The organism is Peribacillus sp. FSL H8-0477 (genome assembly GCF_038002765.1).
Classification (GTDB): domain Bacteria; phylum Bacillota; class Bacilli; order Bacillales; family DSM-1321; genus Peribacillus.
In genome coordinates, this window is the sequence record NZ_JBBODE010000002.1 from 1,836,541 (window position 1) to 1,858,350 (window position 21,810).

Sequence of the window (21,810 nt, forward strand, 5' to 3'; positions counted from 1 at the left end):
TTTTTACTATTGAAAATTTTAATAGGATAAAATAAACTCTACTCAATTAGATAATTCATCAGAAATAGTCACCGAAGGTCTTTAGGTTGATGAAGCATGGGGTAGAGTTCTTCTTTGTGTAATTTGACGAATCTCTGCAGTTGCAATAAAAGGGCTGCTACAACACTTTATCTGCAATCACTATTTAAGCCATGTGGTGTTGCGGAGTAATATTAACAAGATGCTAACATTTTGCTAACGCAATCCCATAAAAAACGGTAAATCGCCGTTAACGATGTTACAGTCAAGAACATCCAAAATGTTGATTTACCGCGCTTTTTTCACCTCTTGTTAAAGATATTACACACTATCAGCTTACGGGCGGCATGATGTAATCAGCCCTCACTATCTAATCCGACTTGAGAGTGGGAGCATATTCTATGTATTATACTTGAGTTTACATAATACAGGTTATAGAACTAACATCTCTTTAATTAGTGATTGGATTTTTTAGCTCATAAGTGACTGCCGTAGTAATGATATGATATGGTGGTGTTTCTACATATTTTAGACAAAGAAAAGGAGTGTTATCATGAACAAAACTGATCTAGTAAATACAGTGGCTACACAAGCAGAGTTAACAAAGGAAGATGCTAAAAAGGCGGTAGAGGCATTACTTGAAACGATTTCTACCACGCTGGCGAAAGAGGAGAAAATCCAATTAGTTGGATTCGGTACATTTGAAGTTCGTGACCGAGCAGCTAGAACGGGTAGAAACCCACAAACAGGAGAAGAAATACAGATTGCAGCTTCTAAAGTGCCAGCATTTAAGGCTGGTAAAGAATTAAAAGAAGCTGTTAAATAAATAAATTTTCATTGAAATACCCTTGGGACTAGGTCTCTAGGGTATTTTTTTATTAAAAAAGGGTTTATAGATAATATGAATTCGAATTAGATTCTCTAATTTATATTGAATGGGTAGTTATAGTCCGAAAAAATTTAAAATTCGTTGTAGGGTGTTTTTCAGGCAGTAAAGCAACTAACCCGTTTTTACTCAAAAAACTACTAAATTAGAATTATTGATAATTAGTATTTGAAAGAAAAAGGCGAGAAAAGCTCCCGTAAACCCTAGATAAAGCTACGGGAGCTTTTCTATTCAGTTATTAAAGTAGTGATCCTGTTCGAGGTCAGGGATTAGTCCAAGTTGCATAGGCTTCCATTTTAAGAGTTTCTGAGTTCCAGTGCTTGATTTTGGAATATCGAGAGCAGCAAGTGTGCTGAGGAAGCCAAAGTGATCTTTCGCCTCTTCACTTGAAAGGCTGACTACTGGAACGTTCAGTTGTTGCCCAATAACACTGGCAATGTCACGAAAGGGTACCCCTTCATCTCCAACCCCATTTAGTCGTGAACCGGCAGGGGCTTTTTCTAAGGCGAGACGATATAGTTGTGCGGCGTCAAGCCGGTGAACAGCCGGCCAGCGATTGGTTCCTGCTTCCACATAGGCTGAGAAGCCCTTTGTTTCGGCAATTTGGATCAATCTTGGCACAAATCCTGTGTCACCCTCACCATGTACTGAGGGACAAAGCTCGACTATTGATGTTCGCACACCGTGTTCAGCCAGTGACAATACCACATTTTCTGCTGCCACTCCGTTGTTGTGGGTGGTGATCACGAATGGTTTACCAGACCCTTCCAACGCCGACCCCATCGCTTCGACAGCGTGAAGATCTGCTGTGAGTGCCCCGTCAAAGTTTGCAAAGTCATGATTAAATGCTAGATGAATGACGCCATCCGCAGCAGCTGCACCACTGCGAAGACTGTCAAGATCGTCGATATCGCCGCGGTGACTTTCGACCCCAACCTCTTTTAGCTTCGCGGCGCTATTGTCTGAGCGCGCAAGACCGACGACCTGATGACCGGCGCTTAAGAGTTCGCGAATGACGGCAGAACCGATGTACCCGGTTGCTCCTGTTACGAAAACACGCATTACGCTCTCCCCCTAACCAAATTAACCGTTGATGTATATATATTGTTTACCATGCAATGGCACCATCCTCATCCGAGAATGTCCCCGTTGGACCATCCGAATCAAGCATCGCAAGCCGGACTGCTTCAAGTGCTCCTTGTTCGACACTGCGAGAGCCAGAGAAATTATTGAGTGCAGTCGAGGTATGGCCAGGACATGCAGCATTGACCTTGATATTTGACGATTCAAGTGCGAAGGCAAAGGCAAGTGTCACCGCATGAACAGCCGATTTTGACGCCGAATAGGCTCCGAACATCGAACGATGCGAGTTATCGGGAAGGGAATTCCAACTAAGGGAGCCGCCGGTGCTGCCCATGTTAACAATCCGAGCTGCTGGGGCTTCACGTAAAAGTGGTAACATGGCCTGTGTAACAGCTATGACTCCAAAAACATTCGTTTCATAAACGGCACGAATGTCTTCGAGTGAAGCAATCGTCATAAGACCACTTGCAGCACCACTGCTCGGAAACGGATCGTCAGGTTTGCCTGCATGTGAAATCCCTGCATTATTTACGAGCACGTCGAGACGACCAAATTCGTTCCGAATACGTTCTGCTGCTGAAAAAATGGAGTCCTGTTTTGTAACGTCGAGCTGGAGAGCATGTGCATCAGTTCCAATGTTAATAGAGGCCGATTTTCCGTTCTCTAGGTTACGTGATCCGATAAGCACGGTATAGCCATGTGCTGCCAGATCCTTTGCGATTTGCAATCCTATGCCTTTGTTGGCTCCGGTGATCAATGCTACAGGTTTGGTCTGCATGGTTTTAATCTCCTTTGTATGGAATACTATCTATAAATTTCCCAGTGAATGTGGGATAATGATAGTAAACCACATAATTACGGAACTGTAAAGTTCCGAAACTAATAAGTTTTTAAAAATGTTTAAAAGGAGTTAAATGTATGAAGAAAATAAAGACAGAAACATCCGAGCAAAGCGAAGTAGCTGAGTTAGTGGCAGATAAGCCTGCACAAAAATCAGGACGAAAGCGCGATCATACACGGGACGCGAAAATTCTGGAAGCGGCCATAGACATTCTTGCAGAAGCGGGATTCGATGGTATGACAATGGACATGGTTGCAGCTCAAGCAAAGGCGGGGAAAGCAACAGTATACCGGCGATGGTCTTCCAAGGCAGAGTTAGTCCAGGAAGCGTTGACCTGGATGAATCGAAGTCATCTTGAGTTGGAGCATTTGCCTGATACAGGTACTTTACGTGGTGATCTTCTTGCCCTTTTAAAGCCGCAATCGATTGAAGAAGGAGAGAAAAAGCTTCGAGTGCTCATGGGGCTAGGGTCTTTTTTGCAGCAGATGGAATTGTCTGAGGGTGGGGGGATCGGAATTTTTGATTCTTGGGACACTCTGAACCGTGAACTCATTCACCGATCTGTAGCTCGTGGTGAATTTCCCGCTCAAGCAGATGTTTCCATGGCTTGCCAGGTGATTGTTTCTATGGCTGCTTATCGTGGACTTGTTCAACGCCAGCCGTTCGACAGGCATTTCTACGCGACTCTAATTGACAGTATTCTGCTGCCTGCACTCAAAAACCCTCAAACAGCTTCACATAATTGAGACTAATTGGAGGTGATTTTGTGTTTGGTAATAAACCTTGATTGGCTTCCAGCCTTTCAAGGTTTTTTGCTCTATTCACATAAAAAAGCCATGTCAAATGAGAAGGTATGCATTAATTTTCAAATAATTCATCCATGAGATTTTCAATTTCTTTTTTACGTAGCTTCTTTAGAAATTGTGATGTTGTCGCTATCGATCAGCAACATGTCTCCGACTTTTACCCTTTTGGTTCTGTTGTACTTGATCGTTTGGGTATTTGGTTACTTTCAGTAATCACATTTAATTTCCAGGGAAGTTTGCAGTACATATTATTCTAGAATCGGTTCGAATTTAAGAATAACTAGGTAGTTGAAACTTACTTTTGCTTAAATCGTAATAAATATAGAGTGATGAATATAAAATATGTATAACCATGAACTATGAAAGGTGGGATACAATTGTAACAATATGGAAAACGGAGAGAAAGAGAGTGTGGGAACCATTGAAAAAGCTATTTCAAGATGTGATAAAAGAAGTGTAGCGTCATTTACTGCTTTCAAGGGATCCGAAATTAAGATAGGGATTAAAAAACGAAAGTTTAAAAATTTACTTGTTGCTATTTATATAGAAGAATAGCTTACTCTACTATTGTGTCATAGGAAATATTGATGAACAGACATACGTATTGAAGAAAATTGGAGCGGTGTGATAGAAGTGGAAATTGACCAAATTCATATCCCTACTATCAAAGCAAATGAGATCAGTAAAACCACTATACTCACTGAAGACAATATTTCTGGATCATCTTTTCTTTGTACTGTTACTATATTGATGTATTTTATGTATAAAATTTATAAGAAAGCATCTGAATTCATTGACGGACATATCTAGGTACTCATTTATAATCTTAAAGTCTTAATATAAAGGAGCATCCAATTGGATTCAATGAAGTTAAGGATTAGTCGATTGTTTTTGTATTTTCTACTAGTATCGGGATTTCTATTTGTATCGAGTAATGTCGGACAATATTTAATACAAACTCACGATATTGAACGAAAAGTAGCTATGCTTCTACAAGGGGTGATTTTTACTGGATTGACGCTCGTTGTACTCTATATATTGAAGAGAAAAAGCCCCGAATCGTTTAAAAGTATCTGCCTTAAAGGTGTAAAATCATCATCTAAGATGGCTATTGGAATTGCATTGCCTTTTATCTTACTTGGACTAGGTATTTTAACGGCCTATTTATTCGGCGGGATTGAAAATCTCAGTATGAACTTGACAACAAGTGTTGTAATTTCCGTTTTAATCAATACAATAACAGCATTTATGTACGAAGCATTTCCAGAAGAGGTCTTTATACGTGGTTTAATAGTTGAAGAGTTGCAAAAAAAATTCCGCTTTTTTACATCGTTACTTCTGCAACCGTTAATCTTTATTTGTGTACCGCTAACAGTGATGGTGATGGAATCAATATTCTTTGAAAAATCATTTGCAATAACTATAGATTATTTAATATTACTCTTCGCTTTTGGAATTGCTCTACAGCTTTATAGAGCATATACTGGTTCACTATGGATGAATATAATATTTCATATAGTTTACCTTGAAGTAGCGAGATATATTTCTCTGGGAGGTATATATGAATCAGGTGTTGCGCTTTTAGAGTTCGATGAGACGTTTGAAGGCTTCATGTCGCTATACTTATCATTTTTGTTTATTGTAATACTGAGTGTCGTGGTATTATCCGTTTTAATATTAAATGATAAAAGAAAAATAAGACATATTTCATAAAAAATACTTTAGAATTACAATCTACTACAATCGGGCGCTATGTTGTAAATCAAAATCCTAATTCCTCGATAAAAGAAGAGTTAAAAGAAAGGTAGAGTTTTAAAAGATTCTCCACCTTTCTTTTAAATTGTATGTTTCAACTATTGTCTTTCATGCACCGTTAGTTGAAAAGGTTTTTAATGATAACCATCGTTTAATTGTTCTTATCTGACCACGATGATTTATTTCGTCCTCCATAACGTGAAACCAAAGGTAGTAGTTATTATAACTTTGTCAGAAGCTACATGTTCTCCCCATTTGTAGTCTCCTATATTTATGCTATTGCTGTTAGGAAATCCAACAAATCAATTAAATTGACGGAAAAAAGCATGAAAAAAAGTATATAGAATTGTTTCTATATACTAGCTTAAAATCATAGTTGTCAAACGGTTTACTGCCGTATGCAACGTTTCTTTCCCCTCTACACATGCGATTGCAACCCCATAAATGCCCCAACTCCAAAATGTAGCAAGTAAATAATGTTCTTCCTTCGCACCATGCTCATTATCTAATAAAGTTTGCAACGTTTCCGTCAATCGTTGTTTAATTTCATAGTCCATTTTCGGTTTAAATTCTTTAACGGCTCGTTGACAATGTAGGGCTAAATTTGTTTGAGAATTCATAATAGCTTGTAGGGACATAATAATCGTTTGTTCATCGATGACTTCTTGTAAGGCTACTTCCTTAAAAATTTCTTTCGTAAGAACTTCTCTTTGAATCACATCAATTAAATCGTATTTATCCATAAAATGATAGTAAAATGTTGAACGGTTAATCTCTGCTTCTTGTGTAATATCCGCAATGGAAATATCACTAAAATCTTTTTGTTTAATCAGTCTCATAAAACCATTTATGATATTTTGTCTTGTCCGTTGAATCCGTGGATCTTGTTTTTTCATTCGTACCTACCTTCTCAAAACACTGTTATTTTAAACACTTGTTGGATTAAATGCATGACACGATTATAACAGAAAAATTTTCAGAAAAAAAATAAGCAATTCGTGATCCATTTTGTATGGACCACGAATTGCAATATAAAGGTAAGGAACAATTAGAAGTTTTGTGCTAATTGTTTTGCTCGCTCGATGCCTTTAGCTTTAATTTCCTCAGCTTTTTCTGGCATTTTAGCTTGACCTTCAATAAATAAACCTTCGTATTCAGTAATACCCATGAAGTTCATGATATGTTTTAAATATCTATCGCCTAGCTCTTCATCTGCTAAATGACCTTCTGAATAAAAGTCTCCACGAGCTTGAATGTGAAATACTTTTTTATCATGAAGTAAGCCTACAGCACCAGTTTCTGTATATCTAAACGTCTTACCAGGTACAGCTACAGCATCAATGTATGTTTTCACAACTGCTGGGAATGAGAAATTCCACATCGGCGTTACGAATATCATTTTATCCGCTGAAATAAATTGATCGAGAACTTCGTTTAGGCGACTGACTTTTGCTAATTCCTCAGTTGAAAGAGCGTCCATTGGCTGTCCTGCACGAAGTTTTCCCCAACCACTGAAAACATCTGCATCTAAATTTGGAATATCGTCCTTAAATAAATCTACGGTTATAATTTCATCCATTGGGTTTGTTTCTTTATACGTTTCAATAAATGCCTTTCCTGCTGCCATACTAAACGAATAATTTTCATCGTTTGGATTTGCTGTAATAAATAATACCTTAGTCATAATAATCCCTCAAATTCATTTAAATTTACAACAACTGTTGTTAAACCTAGTATAAAATGATTGATCAACGAAACAAACCATCAATTTTATCAACTTGTTGCAAATCCAACATTTAGCTGGTAATAACTAAAAAGTGAATAATCAAAATAATGTTCAATTAGGTGTCTTGTCATTACCGATAATAGGGGTTTATGTTAACTAGGTTGTTGGGAAAATTACATTGATGTAATAGCTAAAGCTAAAAGCAATAGACCAAGTAGACCAAACCCGAAAAGCATAACGATAAAAGCTAATATCTTGCCGAATAGACCGATATTCACTGTAATCATAATATACACACCAATTATGACACCGAAGAGTCCTGCCGTAATCCAATAGGTATCTGCAAAGATACTATTAAAATCTACTAATTGATCTGTAAAATAGGTGTATAAAAAGCTAACTTGGTAGAAAAAAGATAAAACTAAAAGGACAAACCATACTTTAATCTTGTTCATTTATACCCTCCTGTTTAACAATAAATGGTGCTTTCTTAATGTCATATTACACTAATAGCAAAAATCTTTTAAAAAGAGCCTTTAATTATAATGAAAAACACTAAAGGTTTTTAAGACGTTATTGCTTTCTTCTTCGGTAAGGATCTGATGGGTGGGTAGACGGAGAAGGTCTCCAACACGCAGACCGGTTTCGCAGCCGAGGATTAAGAGGATGTAATCCCGTTCTGAACAGTGGCGCTTAAGCGCCCATTTCATATCGTCTAGTTGCTGCTGATTCCGGATCGGCTGCACATCTTTTTCTGCTTTCATGATTTCTCACCCTTTCGGTCGACATTCAAAAATAGGGTCTTGAAACCCTTGGTGTTCAACGATTTGAATGTATGATTTTTTCTCTTTTTTTAGTATAAGGAGAAAAAGAGAAAAAAGTCATGAAATCAAGGGTTTGAATGTTGATAATTACATAAATCATACATTCAAATTCAAGTAAAATAAACCCTTGTTCAACGATCGGAGTTTAGTGGAAGAAGGAATTTTATATGCAGATAAGGAATTAATATTAAAGTTATAATGTCGGAAAATCCAATTTTATATTAAGGGGGGAAGAATTTTTTGAAACTAAAATCTATGGTATTTATTTTCTTGAGTATGTTTTTTTTCGTTGTAGGTTGCTCTACAAATGAAACAGTTGAAAGTAAAGTGATTTTACCTAAAGATATACCAGAGTTTGTTGAAGAAAGTGATTTCGAGAAAATTGATTGGGATAAAAAAGCAGTGACGTTGGATGACAATATTATTGGGAATATAAATAAATCAGGAGTTATTGGTGTCGATATGCCAAGTTTAAACGGCCAAAAGTGGATGTGGCACCTTTGGGGGATTAAGAATCCTGAGGAAACCAAACTAACGGTCGTTGGTGTTCATAGAGAAACGGGAACTGTCCATCAAATCCTAACAACAGGTTGGACGATAAATCTCGCAGGAGAGAATAACGGAGCAGATGCACACGCACCTTCAAGTGTAAAGATTCCAAAGGCAGGAGAATGGGCAATATTACTTTATACGGATGAAAAATTATTTGACGAATTAATTTACGAAATTAATGAATAATGAGTTATGCTTTATTATTCTTTTTTTATAACGAAGTGCAGTAGTGGCATGAAAAGACCGCCAATTTGCGGTCTTTTCAATGTATGATTCTTAAACAAATCATACATTCAAATTCAATAAATACGATTTTTTCAGAAAAACTAAAAACTATAATAATAAAATATGGTACTATTTGTAAATAAACCTTGGAGTGTTGGGAGGGTTAATTTTGCTTAATTCTGTTATTTTTGTCTATTTTCCAATTGTTATTTCTTTACTAAGTATTTGGGGAATGTTTTGGGTGATTAAAAACAAGAAAAAAGAATATATTTCACCATTAATTCTTGTGAATTTAGGTATCGCAACGCATTTTGTTGGTTTGGAGGTAATTAGGGGATTTTCAGGAATGGGAGTTAGTATAGTAGGGGCAATTATTTTGGGAATAAGCATAATAATTTTCCTTTTAATATTAATTACAAAATTAAATAAGAGAAGAACCATTTGAATAAAGCCTTTTAAAAGTAGTATCCTCATACAATTCATTCAACTCTAAAATCCGGCCCAAGGCCAGCTTCCTAGATCAGATCTTATGTTAACTTAGCGAAAGAAAAAGGCTGCCAATGATGTGACCCCTAAAAGTTAGAGTTTATATTACGCAGCCAATTGGTTGGTGTGAAGACGGTATTGTACCGGGCTCATACCAGCCAATTTCTGTTTGATGCGTTGATTATTATAATAATGAATGTAGGACTCAATAGCCCGTTTCAGTTCCTCGTACGTGCGAAGTGGTTCACCATAATACATTTCTTGCTTTAATAATCCGAAGAAGTTCTCCATAGGCGAGTTATCTAAGCAGTTTCCCTTTCGGGACATGCTTTGGAACACGTTATGTTTTTTCAATGTATGGACCCATTTTCTATGCTGATAATGCCAGCCTTGATCTGAATGGATGGTCGTTCGGTATCTTGCCTCTTTTACTACTCGAAGAGTTTCCTTCAAAGGCTCTATTACAAAGTCCAGTGTCGGATGCATACTCATCCCATATGAAAGAATTTCACCATTATACATATCCAAAATCGGACTGAGGTAGAGTTTACCTCCATCCGCACACTTGAATTCTGTGATGTCGGTGGTGAGTTTTTGATAGGGAATAGGGGTCTTAAACCGGCGATGGATTCTGTTCTTCGCTACCGTGCCAATTGTTCCTTTGTACGAACTAAATCGACGTGATTTACGGATGAACTTATCCCCCTTTAACCCAAGCTTTCTCATGATGCGTTGTACTTTCTTATGATTCACTATGAGCCCCTGGTTCTTTAAGGCTAAACGAATTCTGCGATACCCATAGTTGCCATTATGCTCATCAAAAATAGATTGAATGATTTCTTCTATTTCTTGATGAGGGTTTTCTTGCTTCATTTTTTTCACATGGTAATGATAAGAAGATTCGGGAATACCTATGAACGGAAGTACATCCTTCAGTCGGAATTCTTCTTTGAGTTCGTATGATAGCGCTGCTTGTGCTTTTCGAGATAACCGTCCGGATCCATCTGAAAAGCGCGCAACTTTTTTAGGTACGCAACCTCCAAACGGAGAAGTTCATTTTCTCGTTCGAGTTTCTGTTCAACGGTCATCTCTTTTACAGGCTGTTTTCTTCTTTGACTGTTTTTCGCTTTGTCTGACATGGCTGGTCGTCCTCTCGGTTTGTCCAGGCTATCAGCACCACCCTCAAGAAGTTTTTTATTCCACGAAGCAATCATCGGTGGATTCGTTAACCCGAATTGAAGAGCTGTTTCAGTTATAGATGCGCCTGTCCTTTTCATAAAGCTTAGTACATCGAGCTTGAATTGAACAGGATAAATTTTATTGGTTTTTTTCCTAGAAAGTCCAACTACACCATGTTTCTTGTATACACATACCCAATTTTTAAGTTGCGTTGGAGATTTGATTTCGTATTTACGCACGATTCGTTCGTAGCTTAGGGGACCATTCAGATACTCTGTCACAACCATCAACTTAAACTCATCACTATATTTAGACATACTAAAACACCCCAAAGGTTAGATTTTGACTCTAACTTTTGGGGTGCACTTCACAATTGGCAGCTTTTTTGAATGTACGAGACTTACTAAAAATAATACATTCAAAATCAGATAAAATAACCCTGTTACTTTATGGTAAAATTAGTGAGTTGTATAGTTTTAGAGGGGGATATTGAATAAATGAGAAACTTTGTATACATCCTTTATGCTTTAATTTTAGGGGTAATATCTTTATTTACTGGGGAGATAGTTACTTTTGCTTTGTTGGGGGTTATCATTATTGCTTTGAATAATATAAATTCGACTCTCAAAAAGATTTATCTTCAAAATAATGAAAGAAGTGATTACAAAGATAAATAATTTGTTTATTCAAATTCACGTGAATAGATCCTGATTAACAATCAGTTTGGGGAAAGGGGTTTTTAATTGTTAAAGCTTTTGCACATTATATTAGCTATAACCACCATATCACTTGCAGGGTATGCATTGATTACTGAGGATTATACGATTCAACCATATATGATGTTATTTTTAAGTTTATCGATGCTCGTAATGGGATTAAGAGAATTTCAAAAAGGACACAAAGGGTACGGCTGGTTATGTATAGGTGCATTTATATTTATTTTATATGTATCAATCACAAGTTTCTTATTGAAATAACGGGGGCATTAGCTCCATAAGGAGTCCGCCAATTGGCGGACGTTTGAACGTATGATTCTTACACAAATCATACATTCAAACTGCATTTCAGATACCTCTAACTTAGTCACTTTTCTTAGGTATATCTTCAAATTCAATCACTTTCTCGTTTTTAATACCGAAATCATATGATCGTTGTGGTTGTTCTTTTAAAATTAAAGTGCCACCATATTTACTGTCACTAGATTCTTTCCAATTATACATCCCTTTAATTATCATAATATCTTGATTACCATATCCTTTTTCATTAATTAAGTAGTCTAATACAATCTCTTCTGATTCTTTTATTTTTTGAGGATTACCATAGATAAAATACTGATAAAGATTGTATATCCCCCATAAAGAAACAAGTAACATTAACATAAAAACAGCAATTTTTGATTTTTTTTTCATATTGAACACTTCTTTCTTCAGAATATTGCCTAATCCATAGATTATACAATATTTTCTAAAGAGTAATACCAGTTACTTTCTTTCTTAAAAACAGCAATCTGTATTTAAAAAATCCGGCATGGTCAGATTCCTAGATCAGGGGTTATGTTAAAAAATAAGAAAAAGGCTGCCACTGTGTAGTGACCCCTAAAATTTAGACTTTTTATGGAGAGGAAAATCCTCTCTATTTTTTTATTTTTATTTTCAGTAAACGATATACCGTCATTACCGGACTAGCTCCTCAAAAGAAGCGTGCGAATACTGCATTAAGTCTTGTTTCATAGTAGCTATATTATATGACTGTTTATTATTCACTAGGCTGCTTGGTTTTGCTGATAGTGTTCTCTGTACGTAACGGGACTTTGCCAATCTAATTTTGACTTCATTCGTTCAAAATTATAATAGTTGATAAATTGATCAATGGCTGTTTTAAGTTCTTCAAAGCTAGTATACGTATTTCCGTAATACATCTCTTGTTTCAAGATTCCAAAAAAGTTCTCCATGGGTGAGTTATCAAGGCAGTTGCCCTTTCGGGACATACTTTGAAAAATACCATGGTCCTTCAATTTGGTCCTTCAATTTCTTGGAGTAGCCCTTCATTTGGTAAGGCCATCCTTGATCAGAATGGAACGTTCGGCGGTATGGACAGTCAGAAGTGATTTGAATGGCTTCTTCAAGTGCCTCATTAATGGCTTTAGCTGTTAGTTTCTCTGTTACTCGATAAGACAGAATTTCCCCATTAAACATGTCCATGAAGGGATCTAGGTACAGTTTCTTAATATGAACGGAACCAGTTAGACTCTTTACGAAATACTTGAATTCTGTGGTATCAGTGGTGATTTTTTGGTGACAGACACTCGTATAAAACCGTCGGTGAATTCGATTTTTCGCAACGGTTCCCACTGTCCCTTTATAGGAACTATATTTTCTTGATTTCCGAGTATAGGACGTGACTTGAAGGCCCAATTTATTCATCAAACGTTGTACCTTTTTCATATTAATATGAATGCCACGATTTCGTAGCTCTTGTGTCATTCTGCGATAGCCATAGTCTTTATGTGAAGAACGTATCTCTTTCATTAGGAACTCAATTTCTTCATCCTTATTAGGCTCATCAAATCGTTTTACCCAGTAGTAGTATGTTGCCTTTCGATAGCCTGTTGCTTCAAGGATCACTGTTAATTTGAAGTCTTTGGTGAGTTCTTTGATGACTCTGGCTTCTGTTTTAGCAGTCGGCTCGGAATATTGTGCCCTGAAGCGCGGAGCTTTTTTATGAAAGCTAATTCCGCCCGTAGTTTTTCCGCTTCATGTTCCAACTCTTTTCTCGTCATATCTTTAAAATCACTACGTGATTGTTCTGTCATTTTTGAACGCCCCTTCGGTTTAGGCATCAGCCCCTGAGCTCCTCCTTGTTCAAATTTCTTCATCCATCTGGAAATCGTATATGGAAGGGTAAGTTTGAAGTGTTTGGCTGCTTCATAGGTTGATTCACCTGTCTCTTTCATCCAGTTTACGACATCCATTTTAAATTGACCAGAATAGATAGTTTTAGTGTTTTTCCGCTCTAAACCAGCTCGTCCAAGTAGGTTATAAGCGTTCACCCATTTTCGAACCATAGAGCGATCAATGGTGTACTTTTCACCCAAAGTCCGATAGCCCCCAACACCTGCCAAGTAGTCATTGACCACTGCTAATTTAAAATTCACATCATATTTAGCCATAAAAATACCCCCGAAAGTTATTGTCTAACTTTCGGGGGTCACATCAAGTGGCAGCCTTTTTGAATGTACGGATCTTACACTAATCATACATTCAAATTCAAGTGAGAAAAAACCCTTGGAGCTCTAAAGATCATCTATGAAATTGACTCGGGTATATGGACTAAAATCTTATTTTCTTAAACGCAATAATCCTGTCTTATTTTCGTCAATTAGTTAAAAATAGTCCATTTATCTACCATTTAGGTATATAACAATGTTTCCAAGGTAGATACTGTTGAAAAGAATATTTATATATTTCAAACTTTCTTCACAGTTCTTGCCTATAATAAAAATGAAATATCAGTATTGTGGGGTTAAATGCTATGGAAATTATCAAGACTGCACTTTTTCTACTCATTTTCTCTTTTTTTCTGCCAATTAATAGTTATGCAGATGAAACACTACAAAGTAGAATAGATCATGCTTCAAAAGGAGAAATAATTGAAATTGAAGAAGGTATATACGAAGAATCGCTTACCCTCAAAAAATCAATTAAGTTGATTGGCAAGGGGGATGTTGTGATTCGCTCCTGTGAAGAAAAGCCAGTCATTAGAATTGGAGGCATGAATAATACCTTAGAGAACATAAAAGTGGAACATTGCAGCGATGTAGAAAAGACCACTGCTATTTATGTAACCGGTTCGCGCCATATGCTGCAAGATATTCAGATTGATGCAGAACAGTTTGGAATTAAATTGGACAAGGCTAATCATATAACGATAAAAGATAGTTACGTCCTTGGTCATCGAAAAGGAAACGGCATTGATTTATGGGAGTCTACTTCTAATACTATTCAAAACATGAACATTTCAAGATTTCTCGATGGAATTTATATGGAACAAAGTAATCGCAATTTATTAAGAGAAAATACACTCACTAGTTCTCGTTATGGCATGCATTTAATGTATGCCAACGACAATATCCTCCAGAAAAATAGCTCTAGAGAAAACCTGACAGGCACGATGTTGATGGAAGCTAAAAGAACATCTGTTTTAGATAATGATTTTTCTTTAAATCTGGATAATGTGAATGCTCAAGGGTTACTCATGTACTATGTGACTGATTCTAAGATTATTGGAAATCACATGACGGAGAACCGTGTGGGAATCTATATGGAGGATTCCCACAATAATACGATGAAGTCTAACAAATTGACCAATAACTATATTGGGGTCCAATTTAAAAGATCGATTGATAATCAGATTACCCTCAATACATTTGCAGGGAATGTGAATGAAGCCCAAGCTATCGAGAGTTCGAAAAATACATTTATAAAAAATTATTGGGAAGCTTCCGCAAAAATTGATACAAGTGGTAAGGGAATAAGTGCCGTTCCATTTACTGCGGATCCTTATTTTTTGACCCTTACAGAGGATCTACCAGAGTATCAATTGTTTTTCCAGGCACCCGGACTCTCCTTGCTTCAAAAAATGCTAAAAAGTTCGAAGAATCAATTGTTACTTGATTCTTCCCCCTTAATGAAGCCTTCTGTGGAAATCGTAAAAGATGACTCTTCAGGCTTAATTTTATGGGCAATTAGTATCGTTATGTTGTGTGTAAGTTTACTATTATTTGTTTTTGGGAGGAAAAGAATATGATTAAAAAGATACAAGGTATCCTGCTCATGAGTATTATAGTCATTTTGGCAGCATGCGGGGATGAAGAGATTAAACCGGTTGCCATTGATGAAGCAACCGATACTTGCGCGACATGTAATATGGCTGTTGTGGATAATCAATTTGCCACACAGATTATTTTAAAAGATGGAAAATCATTTATTTTTGATGATATCGGGTGTATGTACGAATGGATGGAAAGTAATGAAGATAAAGAAGTCGAAGCAGAATTTGTCCGGAATTATGATGACAAAGAATGGGTTTTAGCTGATAAAGCTACCTATGTATATAATCAATCAGTAAAAACACCAATGGCTTATAACGTTATTTCGTTTAACGATAGTAAAGAAGCGGAAAAGTATGTGGCTAAGCATAAAGATAGCACGCTCATGACAGCTGAAGAATTAGGTGATCATTCTTGGGAGAGAAATCATGAAATGATGAAAAAAATGAAAGAGATGAATCATGGCAAAGGATCTGACCATTCTCATTCAGAAGATGGTGAGATGGAAGATAGCCATTCAGACGGTGATATGTAAGAATTATTGATTGAACACCGGCCTTCGTTTGGTCGGTCTTTTTTATGGAATGGTTTAAAGAATAAGTTAAAAAGGGGAATGACGATGTGGAATATATGGCGGTCGGAGCTACGAATGACGGTAAGACAAGGATCCTACTATTCGTTTTTAATTTTATGGGTGGCTGTTTTATCACTTTTATTTTTACTGCAAAGTAGTGCACCTTCTTTAACAGGATACACGAATACGACCGGGACTGTTGTCAATGTAGCATTGTATATCATTCCTTTGTTTATGTTAATTATCGGTTCGTTTACTATTGCTAATGAGATGGAAAACGGCCAATGGCGTTTATTAAGTACCTATCCACTATTTACCCTTTCCTATGTATTGGGGAAAATCGGGGGGCAGTTTACTTCTCAAATTATAGTGTTTACATTCAGTTATGGTGTTAGCTTGGCGATTGGTCTTGCATTTGGATTAGCATTTGCGGTCGAATGGCTGTTAGCCATATACTTTTTTTCTATTTCGCTTATTTTCTTCTTTCTTATAATCGGTATAATCGTCGGGACAATTGTTTCAACCAGATGGCAGGCGTTGTCAGTATCGGTAATAATTTGGTTTTTTCTAATAATGATTTGGCCAACTGCCTTAATCGGGGTGTTGGGGTTATTCCCTTATACAATGATTGAGACGCTCATGAAGGTAGCTTTATTCTTGAATCCGGCTGAACTGGTGAGAATCGTTTTAGTGATTGAACTTGATGGAGGTTCTGTATTTGGTCAAGCCTATGACTCGTTAGTGACCTTTATGGAAACCCCTGGCGCTACTCTTATTTATATTCTTTATGTGATAGTATTTCTAGCCATTAGTTTATTGTTTACGATGAGTATGTTGGAATGGAGGAAAAGAAGATGACTAAGTTTAGTGTAGAAAAAATATCAAAGGTATATAAACAGAAAACGGCCTTGAAGACAAGCTCGTTTGATGTAGAAGATGGAACGTGTGTCGTTTTGTGCGGTGGAAATGGTGCGGGTAAGAGCACCATGCTACAAATAATGGCTGGGATTATTGCCTCATCAAGTGGAAAGACTTCGATAAACGGTAAGGACCTCCAATATGATAGGGATAATTATCTACATGAAATTGGCTTTATGCCTGATGATTTTCATGCTCAGGAAACGATGACGGTCGAGGAATTCCTCTCATTTTACGGCTCTTTTCGAAAAGTGGGTAAGCAAAGGGTTGCTGAAGTTATTGAGCTGATTGGTTTAACCGAAAAAAAGCGTGAGTTTATTAAAAGCCTGTCGAAAGGTATGAGACAAAGACTGCTTTTTGGTCAATCAATTTTAGCAAAACCCGCCGTTTTATTAATGGATGAACCGACAAACGGACTTGATCCCTATTGGGTAAACCGATTTGTAGAGATTCTAAATGAAATGAAAAAAGAAGGGACAATTATTGTCTTTTCCACACATATGATGGATGTTGCTGCAGAAACAGGCGATGTCATTCTATTCTTGAAACAAGGAGAAATTTTTCAAACCATTAAAAATGAAGGAAAAGCAGAAGATACAACCATGAAACTAATGAAACTGCATCGCTATGCGTAAACAGCAGGTCTACTCTTTATGCTACTTTTGCGGGAATTCTTCTGCAGTAAGAATTTCTTCATTTTCAATATCTCTTAATCATTTTTTTATAAAGAAAAGAAAAAATCAATAAAATTAAGAATGATATGTATGAGTCTGGATCCATGAAATAGTTAACGAAATTATCTTATTTTTAGTATGTAATTAAATGCCTCTACAATAGGTATCCAGCGTTTGGAACTATAGATAATGTGGATAGAGAATTTAAGCATCTAAAAATCGGGCACATGGCCAGCTTCCTAGATCAGGGGTTATGTGAACTTAAAGAAAGATAAAGACTGCCAATTGGCAGCCATGAATGTACGAGGTTAGTATAATCATACATTCATATTTAAGGAGAAAAATGCTAATGAAGTTGGCTTATTTAGTTAGGGAAACCAAGAACATTTACTACCCTAACGATATTTCATATAATGAATTCAATAGCTATAATCAACATAATATTATAGTGAGGTATTTTGACCTTTTTGGCAAAGACCTATGTATTGCAGCAGATTATCACGGTTCATCCCCACATCAAGAAAGAGTAAAGAAAGGACAGGAGCCGCAGCCTGCCCTTTCTTTATGATATGAGGATATACACGTGATGAATTTACAACGTTCATAGGTTACAGGTTGACTCTCAAGGTGCCCAGCGCTTTAGCAATGTTCGGATCACGGTACGATAAGAAAAGACTTTTCTCCGTATCAAGGCTGGAAATTAACGCGATGTCGTCCGCGCTCAACTCAAAATCGAAAATGTCAAAGTTTTCGACGATCCGCTCTTTTCGCACCGATTTAGGAATAGCAACGACATCAAGCTGCACAAGCCAGCGCAGCACAACTTGAGCGACGGACTTGTTGTTTTTTTCAGCAATCGAGGTCAGCACTTCGTTGCCGAACATGTTATTTCGCCCTTCAGCAAATGGTCCCCACGACTGGTGCTGAACTCTCTGCTCTTTCATAAAAGCTGCGCTCTCAATCTGCTGATAGAACGGATGCGTTTCAACCTGGTTGACGGCGGGCACAATTTTGTTATGCACGATGAGATCCATCAGGCGGTCAGGTAGGAAGTTGCTGACTCCGATTGCCTTAATCTTACCTTCACGGTACAGGTCTTCCATCGCTCGCCAAGCGCCGTAGTAATCGCCGAATGGCTGGTGAATAAGGTACAAATCAAGATAGTCGAGTTGTAATTTTTCCAAGGATTTGGAAAAAGCTAGTTTAGCACTCTCATAGCCGGCATCCTGAATCCAGAGTTTGGTCGTGATGAACAGCTCCTCACGTGGTACACCGCTGCGCTTGATTGCGCGGCCGACCGCTTTTTCATTCAGGTAACCTGCTGCGGTGTCAATTAGGCGGTAACCGGCCACCAGTGCTTCGTATACTGCGTTCTCGCATTCTTCAGCATTAGGAATTTGGTAGACACCGAAGCCGATAATCGGCATCTTTACTCCATTGTTTAATGTTACGGTCTGCATTATTATTCCTCCCTTTGTTCAAATATGAAACAGCAAACAGCACGCATCGCAGGAATCCGGCAACGCAGCAATTCCAGTTACGGCTGATTTGAATTACTATCAGCATAGTACCTTCGTGTTACACGAAGGCAAGACGTTTTCAAAATTTATTTTCTAAGGAGGATTCGCATGCATACGGTCAAAGAAGCTGCCTTGATAACGGGACTAACCATACACACCGTACGCTTTTACACAGATAAAGGACTGGTGCCAAGCGTACAGCGTAATAAAGACAATATTCGATTGTTCGACGAAGAATCAATCAATTGGCTGTATGGAGCCAAATGCCTCAAGAAGACCGGGATGCCAATTAAAGTCATCAAAATGTATGTTGACCTCTGTCTTGAAGGGGATTCGACGGTTCCGCAACGTTGCGCACTAATGATGGAGTATAGAGAAGCGTCGCTCGTTCAGCTCGAAGAAGCAAAACGGCTCGTCGTCCATTTAGAACAAAAAGCAGCCCAATATCAGGACATTCTGGAGCATCGCACCCCAGACATAACCAATCCTGGAAACTGGCACAAAATTAAAAATGAACACACAGCAGCCGATTGAGAACCATCAAGTGCACATGTCTATTGTACGCTTGTTTCAACCACTCCCTTCGAAATCCGATTAGGTTTTAGATGAAGAATGTGTTAGTTGCGGAAAACTGCATTATATTATTCATGTATATGGTTTTTTTTGAATTCTGAAAATATTGGATATATATGCTATTTTTATTGAAAATTACGGTACAGAACTGGGGGAGGGGATGTATATGCTACAACAAGTAATCGATAGATTTAAGTTGAATGTGTTAATGATTGAGGATGTTCCGCAGTCTTTTAGTTCTTCAGTTTATAAAATCCGACTAATCGATCATCGTATAGTCTATATAAAAATTCCTTTTTCTAAAGCAAAGCTTGAACTTGAGTATACTGTACTTAAACGATTACGTCATGAGCTGCCTGTGCCAGAAATATTAGACTATTGGGAAGGGAATGAGGATGTTACTGGTGCTTTATTATTATCCGCAATTAAAGGTGTACCGATTAGAGAGCAAGTGGATACAACTCTGGCTTATGATATTGGAGTAAACCACGCCATGCTGCATTCAATCGTTCCAAATGAGCAGGATGATAAAAGTGCTGTTTCCAATGAGTATGGTCAATGGTTTGAGTTTATTAGGAGGCAATTTTATTCTTTTGCAGAAGATGTAAAAGAAGTAATTGATTCTCGTGTATACGAACAATCATTAAAGCACTTTGATCGGCAATTGAACGTACTTCCCTCTCCAGACGGACCTAGCTTTATACATATGGATTTTCGGCCAGGCAATATATTAGTTCATGAAAATCAAGTGGCTGGAATCATTGATTTTGAAAGTGTCCGCATTGGCGCAACTGAGATGGACTTCACAAAAATTAATCGCGATATTTTTATGAAGTTTCCTGGAACAAGGGATGCCTTTCAAAAAGGGTATGAGTCCATTCGTCCACTTATTGATTTGGAAGAAGTTTTACCATTTTATCGTTTTGCCGATGCATTTAATTCAATTGGTTGGTGTAAAAGAAGGGGAATTGAAAAGCATCAACCTTTTTTACAAGAAAACTTAACCTATTTAAATGGATTGTTAAATAGACATGATAGCTAAAAAATGATTAACCAGCTTAGTTATAGCTAGATCATCCAAATCTTTTGAAGAGTCCATAGCATGGGTTCTTTTTTTTTACGAAAATAGTTACATTTTGTGGCATGAAGTTATCATATAACTCTAGAAACTTATATCACATTATGATATATTAGTTTTAGATATATGTCGTTTTGTGATATATCTAATAAGATGGAGAAGGTGATTGGTTGAAGAAAAATGAACAATTAACGGATTCAATGTTTAACATTATGGCTGCTCTCACTAAACCTAGGCATGGATACGCTATTATGAATTTAATTGAAGAAACAACAAAGGGGGCAATAACCATAGGTCCTGCCTCAATGTACACCATTATTAAAAAGTTATTAAGTCAAGAGTGGATTTATTTGTATGACGGGACAGATTCAAGACGTAAAACGTATCTGCTTACTGAAAAGGGCAGAGAAGTATTGGAGGAAGATATTAAGTTAAGAAAACTAACGATTCAGTTAGCGGAAACTGGATTGAAGGAGGTTGAGTAATGAGAAGAACAAAATATATTATATCAGGTGGGTTAGCTTTTTCAGAGGATAAGGACATGGAAAAATTACGCCGATTTTCTTTGAAGGGTTGGCATGTCAGTGATTTTAAATTTATGGGATATTCACTTGAAAAAGGAGAAAGTTTAGATTATATCTATAGTGTAGATTACCGTTTAGTACAAGAGGATGAAGAAGATGAATACTTTGACTTTTTTCTCTCTTCTGGATGGTCACATATTGCCTCAAACGGAGATATTCATTTATTTCGAGCCAGATCTGGTACAAAACCGATTTATAGTGACCGAGATACACTGGTTGAAAAGTATAAAAATTTAAATAGTTCCATGAATTATGCAGCAGTTCCATTAGTTTTATTAACCGTATTGACCTGGGGTGGAACAATTCTAAGCTCAGGTCTCTTACAATCTATACTGCAGGTAATAGCTGTTATTCTTAGTGTGGTCGCCCTCCCAGCAGCTTGGACTGTAATCGCAACATACGCTAACAAATGGAAGGTAGAAGGAAAAAAAGGATTAGTCAATGTATTGAAAACGATACCATTCCTTGTGCTCTTACTAGCCATTGTTATTTTGTTAGTATTCGATGGGGTAGACAGTGCAGTTCTTATCTTAGTATATATGGTATTTGGAGCAGTTGCCCTTCCAACTATAATTTGGATTGTCATGTCTCTTTATCAAAAAACTGGGCGGAATAGTGTCAGAAAATAAATGTTTTAGAAAATGAGCTAAAAGGGGATATAGTTCAAAAAACATTTAATC

The 21,810-nt window shown here is 37.2% G+C and carries 25 protein-coding genes and 3 pseudogenes; 16 read left to right on the top strand and 12 right to left on the bottom strand.

Features of this window, described 5'->3' with window-relative positions:
- Nucleotides 1–571: 571 nt before the first annotated feature.
- On the top strand, nt 572–844 hold the full coding sequence (locus MHI18_RS20630) for an HU family DNA-binding protein (RefSeq protein WP_340850188.1): 273 nt from the start codon (nt 572–574) through the stop codon (nt 842–844).
- A 291-nt stretch (nt 845–1,135) separates the two neighbouring features.
- Here the strand turns inward: MHI18_RS20630 and MHI18_RS20635 are convergent, their stop codons facing one another.
- Nucleotides 1,136–1,966, bottom strand: coding sequence for an SDR family oxidoreductase (locus tag MHI18_RS20635; protein ID WP_340850189.1), 831 nt, complete (start codon nt 1,964–1,966; stop codon nt 1,136–1,138).
- Nucleotides 1,967–2,012: 46 nt separating this feature from the next.
- Entirely contained in the window at nt 2,013–2,744 is a 732-nt protein-coding gene (locus tag MHI18_RS20640) for an SDR family NAD(P)-dependent oxidoreductase (RefSeq protein ID WP_340850190.1), read from the bottom strand.
- Between the two features lie 161 nt (nt 2,745–2,905).
- Between MHI18_RS20640 and MHI18_RS20645 the strand changes: the two genes are divergently transcribed.
- The 3 genes from MHI18_RS20645 to MHI18_RS20655 all read left to right on the top strand — a co-directional run bounded on the left by MHI18_RS20645 (nt 2,906) and on the right by MHI18_RS20655 (nt 5,347).
- Nucleotides 2,906–3,574, top strand: a complete 669-nt coding sequence (locus tag MHI18_RS20645; RefSeq protein WP_340850191.1) for a TetR/AcrR family transcriptional regulator — start codon at nt 2,906–2,908, stop codon at nt 3,572–3,574.
- Nucleotides 3,575–4,021: 447 nt separating this feature from the next.
- The gene (locus MHI18_RS20650; protein ID WP_340850192.1) at nt 4,022–4,189 is read left to right on the top strand and encodes a hypothetical protein; all 168 of its coding nucleotides are present in this window, start codon (nt 4,022–4,024) and stop codon (nt 4,187–4,189) included.
- 309 nt (nt 4,190–4,498) lie between these two features.
- Entirely contained in the window at nt 4,499–5,347 is an 849-nt protein-coding gene (locus tag MHI18_RS20655; RefSeq protein WP_340850345.1) for a CPBP family intramembrane glutamic endopeptidase, read from the top strand.
- A 401-nt stretch (nt 5,348–5,748) separates the two neighbouring features.
- On the opposite strand, the gene MHI18_RS20660 is transcribed toward MHI18_RS20655, so the two are convergent.
- The 4 genes and pseudogenes from MHI18_RS20660 to MHI18_RS20675 form a co-directional block, all read right to left on the bottom strand.
- Nucleotides 5,749–6,285 carry a TetR/AcrR family transcriptional regulator gene (locus MHI18_RS20660; protein WP_340850193.1) on the bottom strand — a complete coding sequence of 179 codons (537 nt, stop codon included), beginning with the start codon at nt 6,283–6,285 and terminating at the stop codon, nt 5,749–5,751.
- A gap of 152 nt (nt 6,286–6,437) precedes the next feature.
- A complete protein-coding gene (locus tag MHI18_RS20665; RefSeq protein WP_340850194.1) occupies nt 6,438–7,073 on the bottom strand; it encodes an FMN-dependent NADH-azoreductase in 636 nt (211 codons plus the stop codon).
- A gap of 215 nt (nt 7,074–7,288) precedes the next feature.
- The gene (locus tag MHI18_RS20670) at nt 7,289–7,570 is read right to left on the bottom strand and encodes a hypothetical protein (RefSeq protein WP_340850195.1); all 282 of its coding nucleotides are present in this window, start codon (nt 7,568–7,570) and stop codon (nt 7,289–7,291) included.
- 138 nt (nt 7,571–7,708) lie between these two features.
- Nucleotides 7,709–7,879 (bottom strand): annotated as a pseudogene (locus MHI18_RS20675) (site-specific integrase); the annotation flags it as partial.
- 300 nt (nt 7,880–8,179) lie between these two features.
- Here MHI18_RS20675 and MHI18_RS20680 point away from each other — a divergent pair.
- Together MHI18_RS20680 and MHI18_RS20685 are read left to right on the top strand one after the other, a co-directional pair.
- Nucleotides 8,180–8,677 (top strand): hypothetical protein, encoded by a 498-nt coding sequence (locus tag MHI18_RS20680; RefSeq protein ID WP_340850196.1) that lies wholly within the window; start codon nt 8,180–8,182, stop codon nt 8,675–8,677.
- Nucleotides 8,678–8,885: 208 nt separating this feature from the next.
- Nucleotides 8,886–9,161 carry a hypothetical protein gene (locus tag MHI18_RS20685; protein ID WP_340850197.1) on the top strand — a complete coding sequence of 92 codons (276 nt, stop codon included), beginning with the start codon at nt 8,886–8,888 and terminating at the stop codon, nt 9,159–9,161.
- A gap of 146 nt (nt 9,162–9,307) precedes the next feature.
- On the opposite strand, the pseudogene MHI18_RS20690 reads toward MHI18_RS20685, so the two are convergent.
- Together MHI18_RS20690 and MHI18_RS20695 are read right to left on the bottom strand one after the other, a co-directional pair.
- Nucleotides 9,308–10,141, bottom strand: a pseudogene (locus MHI18_RS20690) (IS3 family transposase); the annotation flags it as partial.
- On the bottom strand, nt 10,135–10,698 hold the full coding sequence (locus MHI18_RS20695; protein WP_340850198.1) for a helix-turn-helix domain-containing protein: 564 nt from the start codon (nt 10,696–10,698) through the stop codon (nt 10,135–10,137). The gene MHI18_RS20695 and the pseudogene MHI18_RS20690, both read right to left, overlap by 7 nt.
- A gap of 180 nt (nt 10,699–10,878) precedes the next feature.
- Here MHI18_RS20695 and MHI18_RS20700 point away from each other — a divergent pair, with 180 nt between their 5' ends.
- Together MHI18_RS20700 and MHI18_RS20705 are read left to right on the top strand one after the other, a co-directional pair.
- Nucleotides 10,879–11,058 carry a hypothetical protein gene (locus tag MHI18_RS20700; protein WP_340850199.1) on the top strand — a complete coding sequence of 60 codons (180 nt, stop codon included), beginning with the start codon at nt 10,879–10,881 and terminating at the stop codon, nt 11,056–11,058.
- 78 nt (nt 11,059–11,136) lie between these two features.
- Nucleotides 11,137–11,358, top strand: coding sequence for a YczI family protein (locus MHI18_RS20705; protein ID WP_340850200.1), 222 nt, complete (start codon nt 11,137–11,139; stop codon nt 11,356–11,358).
- A 102-nt stretch (nt 11,359–11,460) separates the two neighbouring features.
- Here the strand turns inward: MHI18_RS20705 and MHI18_RS20710 are convergent, their stop codons facing one another.
- The gene (locus MHI18_RS20710) at nt 11,461–11,790 is read right to left on the bottom strand and encodes a DUF3139 domain-containing protein (RefSeq protein ID WP_340850201.1); all 330 of its coding nucleotides are present in this window, start codon (nt 11,788–11,790) and stop codon (nt 11,461–11,463) included.
- 353 nt (nt 11,791–12,143) lie between these two features.
- A pseudogene (locus MHI18_RS20715) lies at nt 12,144–13,550 on the bottom strand (IS3 family transposase).
- A 362-nt stretch (nt 13,551–13,912) separates the two neighbouring features.
- Between MHI18_RS20715 and MHI18_RS20720 the strand changes: the two are divergent.
- From MHI18_RS20720 to MHI18_RS20735, 4 genes are all read left to right on the top strand, one after another.
- Nucleotides 13,913–15,187, top strand: a complete 1,275-nt coding sequence (locus MHI18_RS20720; RefSeq protein WP_340850202.1) for a right-handed parallel beta-helix repeat-containing protein — start codon at nt 13,913–13,915, stop codon at nt 15,185–15,187.
- The gene (locus MHI18_RS20725; protein ID WP_340850203.1) at nt 15,184–15,744 is read left to right on the top strand and encodes a nitrous oxide reductase accessory protein NosL; all 561 of its coding nucleotides are present in this window, start codon (nt 15,184–15,186) and stop codon (nt 15,742–15,744) included. Before MHI18_RS20720 ends, MHI18_RS20725 begins: the two co-directional genes overlap by 4 nt.
- 84 nt (nt 15,745–15,828) lie before the next feature.
- Nucleotides 15,829–16,641, top strand: a complete 813-nt coding sequence (locus MHI18_RS20730; RefSeq protein ID WP_340850204.1) for an ABC transporter permease subunit — start codon at nt 15,829–15,831, stop codon at nt 16,639–16,641.
- On the top strand, nt 16,638–17,336 hold the full coding sequence (locus MHI18_RS20735; protein ID WP_340850205.1) for an ABC transporter ATP-binding protein: 699 nt from the start codon (nt 16,638–16,640) through the stop codon (nt 17,334–17,336). The genes MHI18_RS20730 and MHI18_RS20735 overlap by 4 nt, the downstream gene beginning before the upstream one ends.
- A gap of 482 nt (nt 17,337–17,818) precedes the next feature.
- Here the strand turns inward: MHI18_RS20735 and MHI18_RS20740 are convergent, their stop codons facing one another.
- Nucleotides 17,819–17,980, bottom strand: a complete 162-nt coding sequence (locus MHI18_RS20740; RefSeq protein ID WP_340850206.1) for a hypothetical protein — start codon at nt 17,978–17,980, stop codon at nt 17,819–17,821.
- A gap of 3 nt (nt 17,981–17,983) precedes the next feature.
- Entirely contained in the window at nt 17,984–18,835 is an 852-nt protein-coding gene (locus MHI18_RS20745) for an aldo/keto reductase (RefSeq protein ID WP_340850207.1), read from the bottom strand.
- A gap of 168 nt (nt 18,836–19,003) precedes the next feature.
- Between MHI18_RS20745 and MHI18_RS20750 the strand changes: the two genes are divergently transcribed.
- From MHI18_RS20750 to MHI18_RS20765, 4 genes are all read left to right on the top strand, one after another.
- Nucleotides 19,004–19,429, top strand: coding sequence for a MerR family transcriptional regulator (locus MHI18_RS20750; protein ID WP_340850208.1), 426 nt, complete (start codon nt 19,004–19,006; stop codon nt 19,427–19,429).
- 199 nt (nt 19,430–19,628) lie between these two features.
- Nucleotides 19,629–20,510, top strand: a complete 882-nt coding sequence (locus MHI18_RS20755; RefSeq protein WP_340850209.1) for a phosphotransferase family protein — start codon at nt 19,629–19,631, stop codon at nt 20,508–20,510.
- 206 nt (nt 20,511–20,716) lie between these two features.
- Complete coding sequence (locus MHI18_RS20760; protein WP_340850210.1) at nt 20,717–21,031, top strand: PadR family transcriptional regulator; 315 nt, start codon at nt 20,717–20,719, stop codon at nt 21,029–21,031.
- A complete protein-coding gene (locus MHI18_RS20765) occupies nt 21,031–21,759 on the top strand; it encodes a DUF2812 domain-containing protein (RefSeq protein ID WP_340850211.1) in 729 nt (242 codons plus the stop codon). The genes MHI18_RS20760 and MHI18_RS20765 overlap by 1 nt, the downstream gene beginning before the upstream one ends.
- The last annotated feature ends 51 nt before the right edge of the window (nt 21,760–21,810 follow it).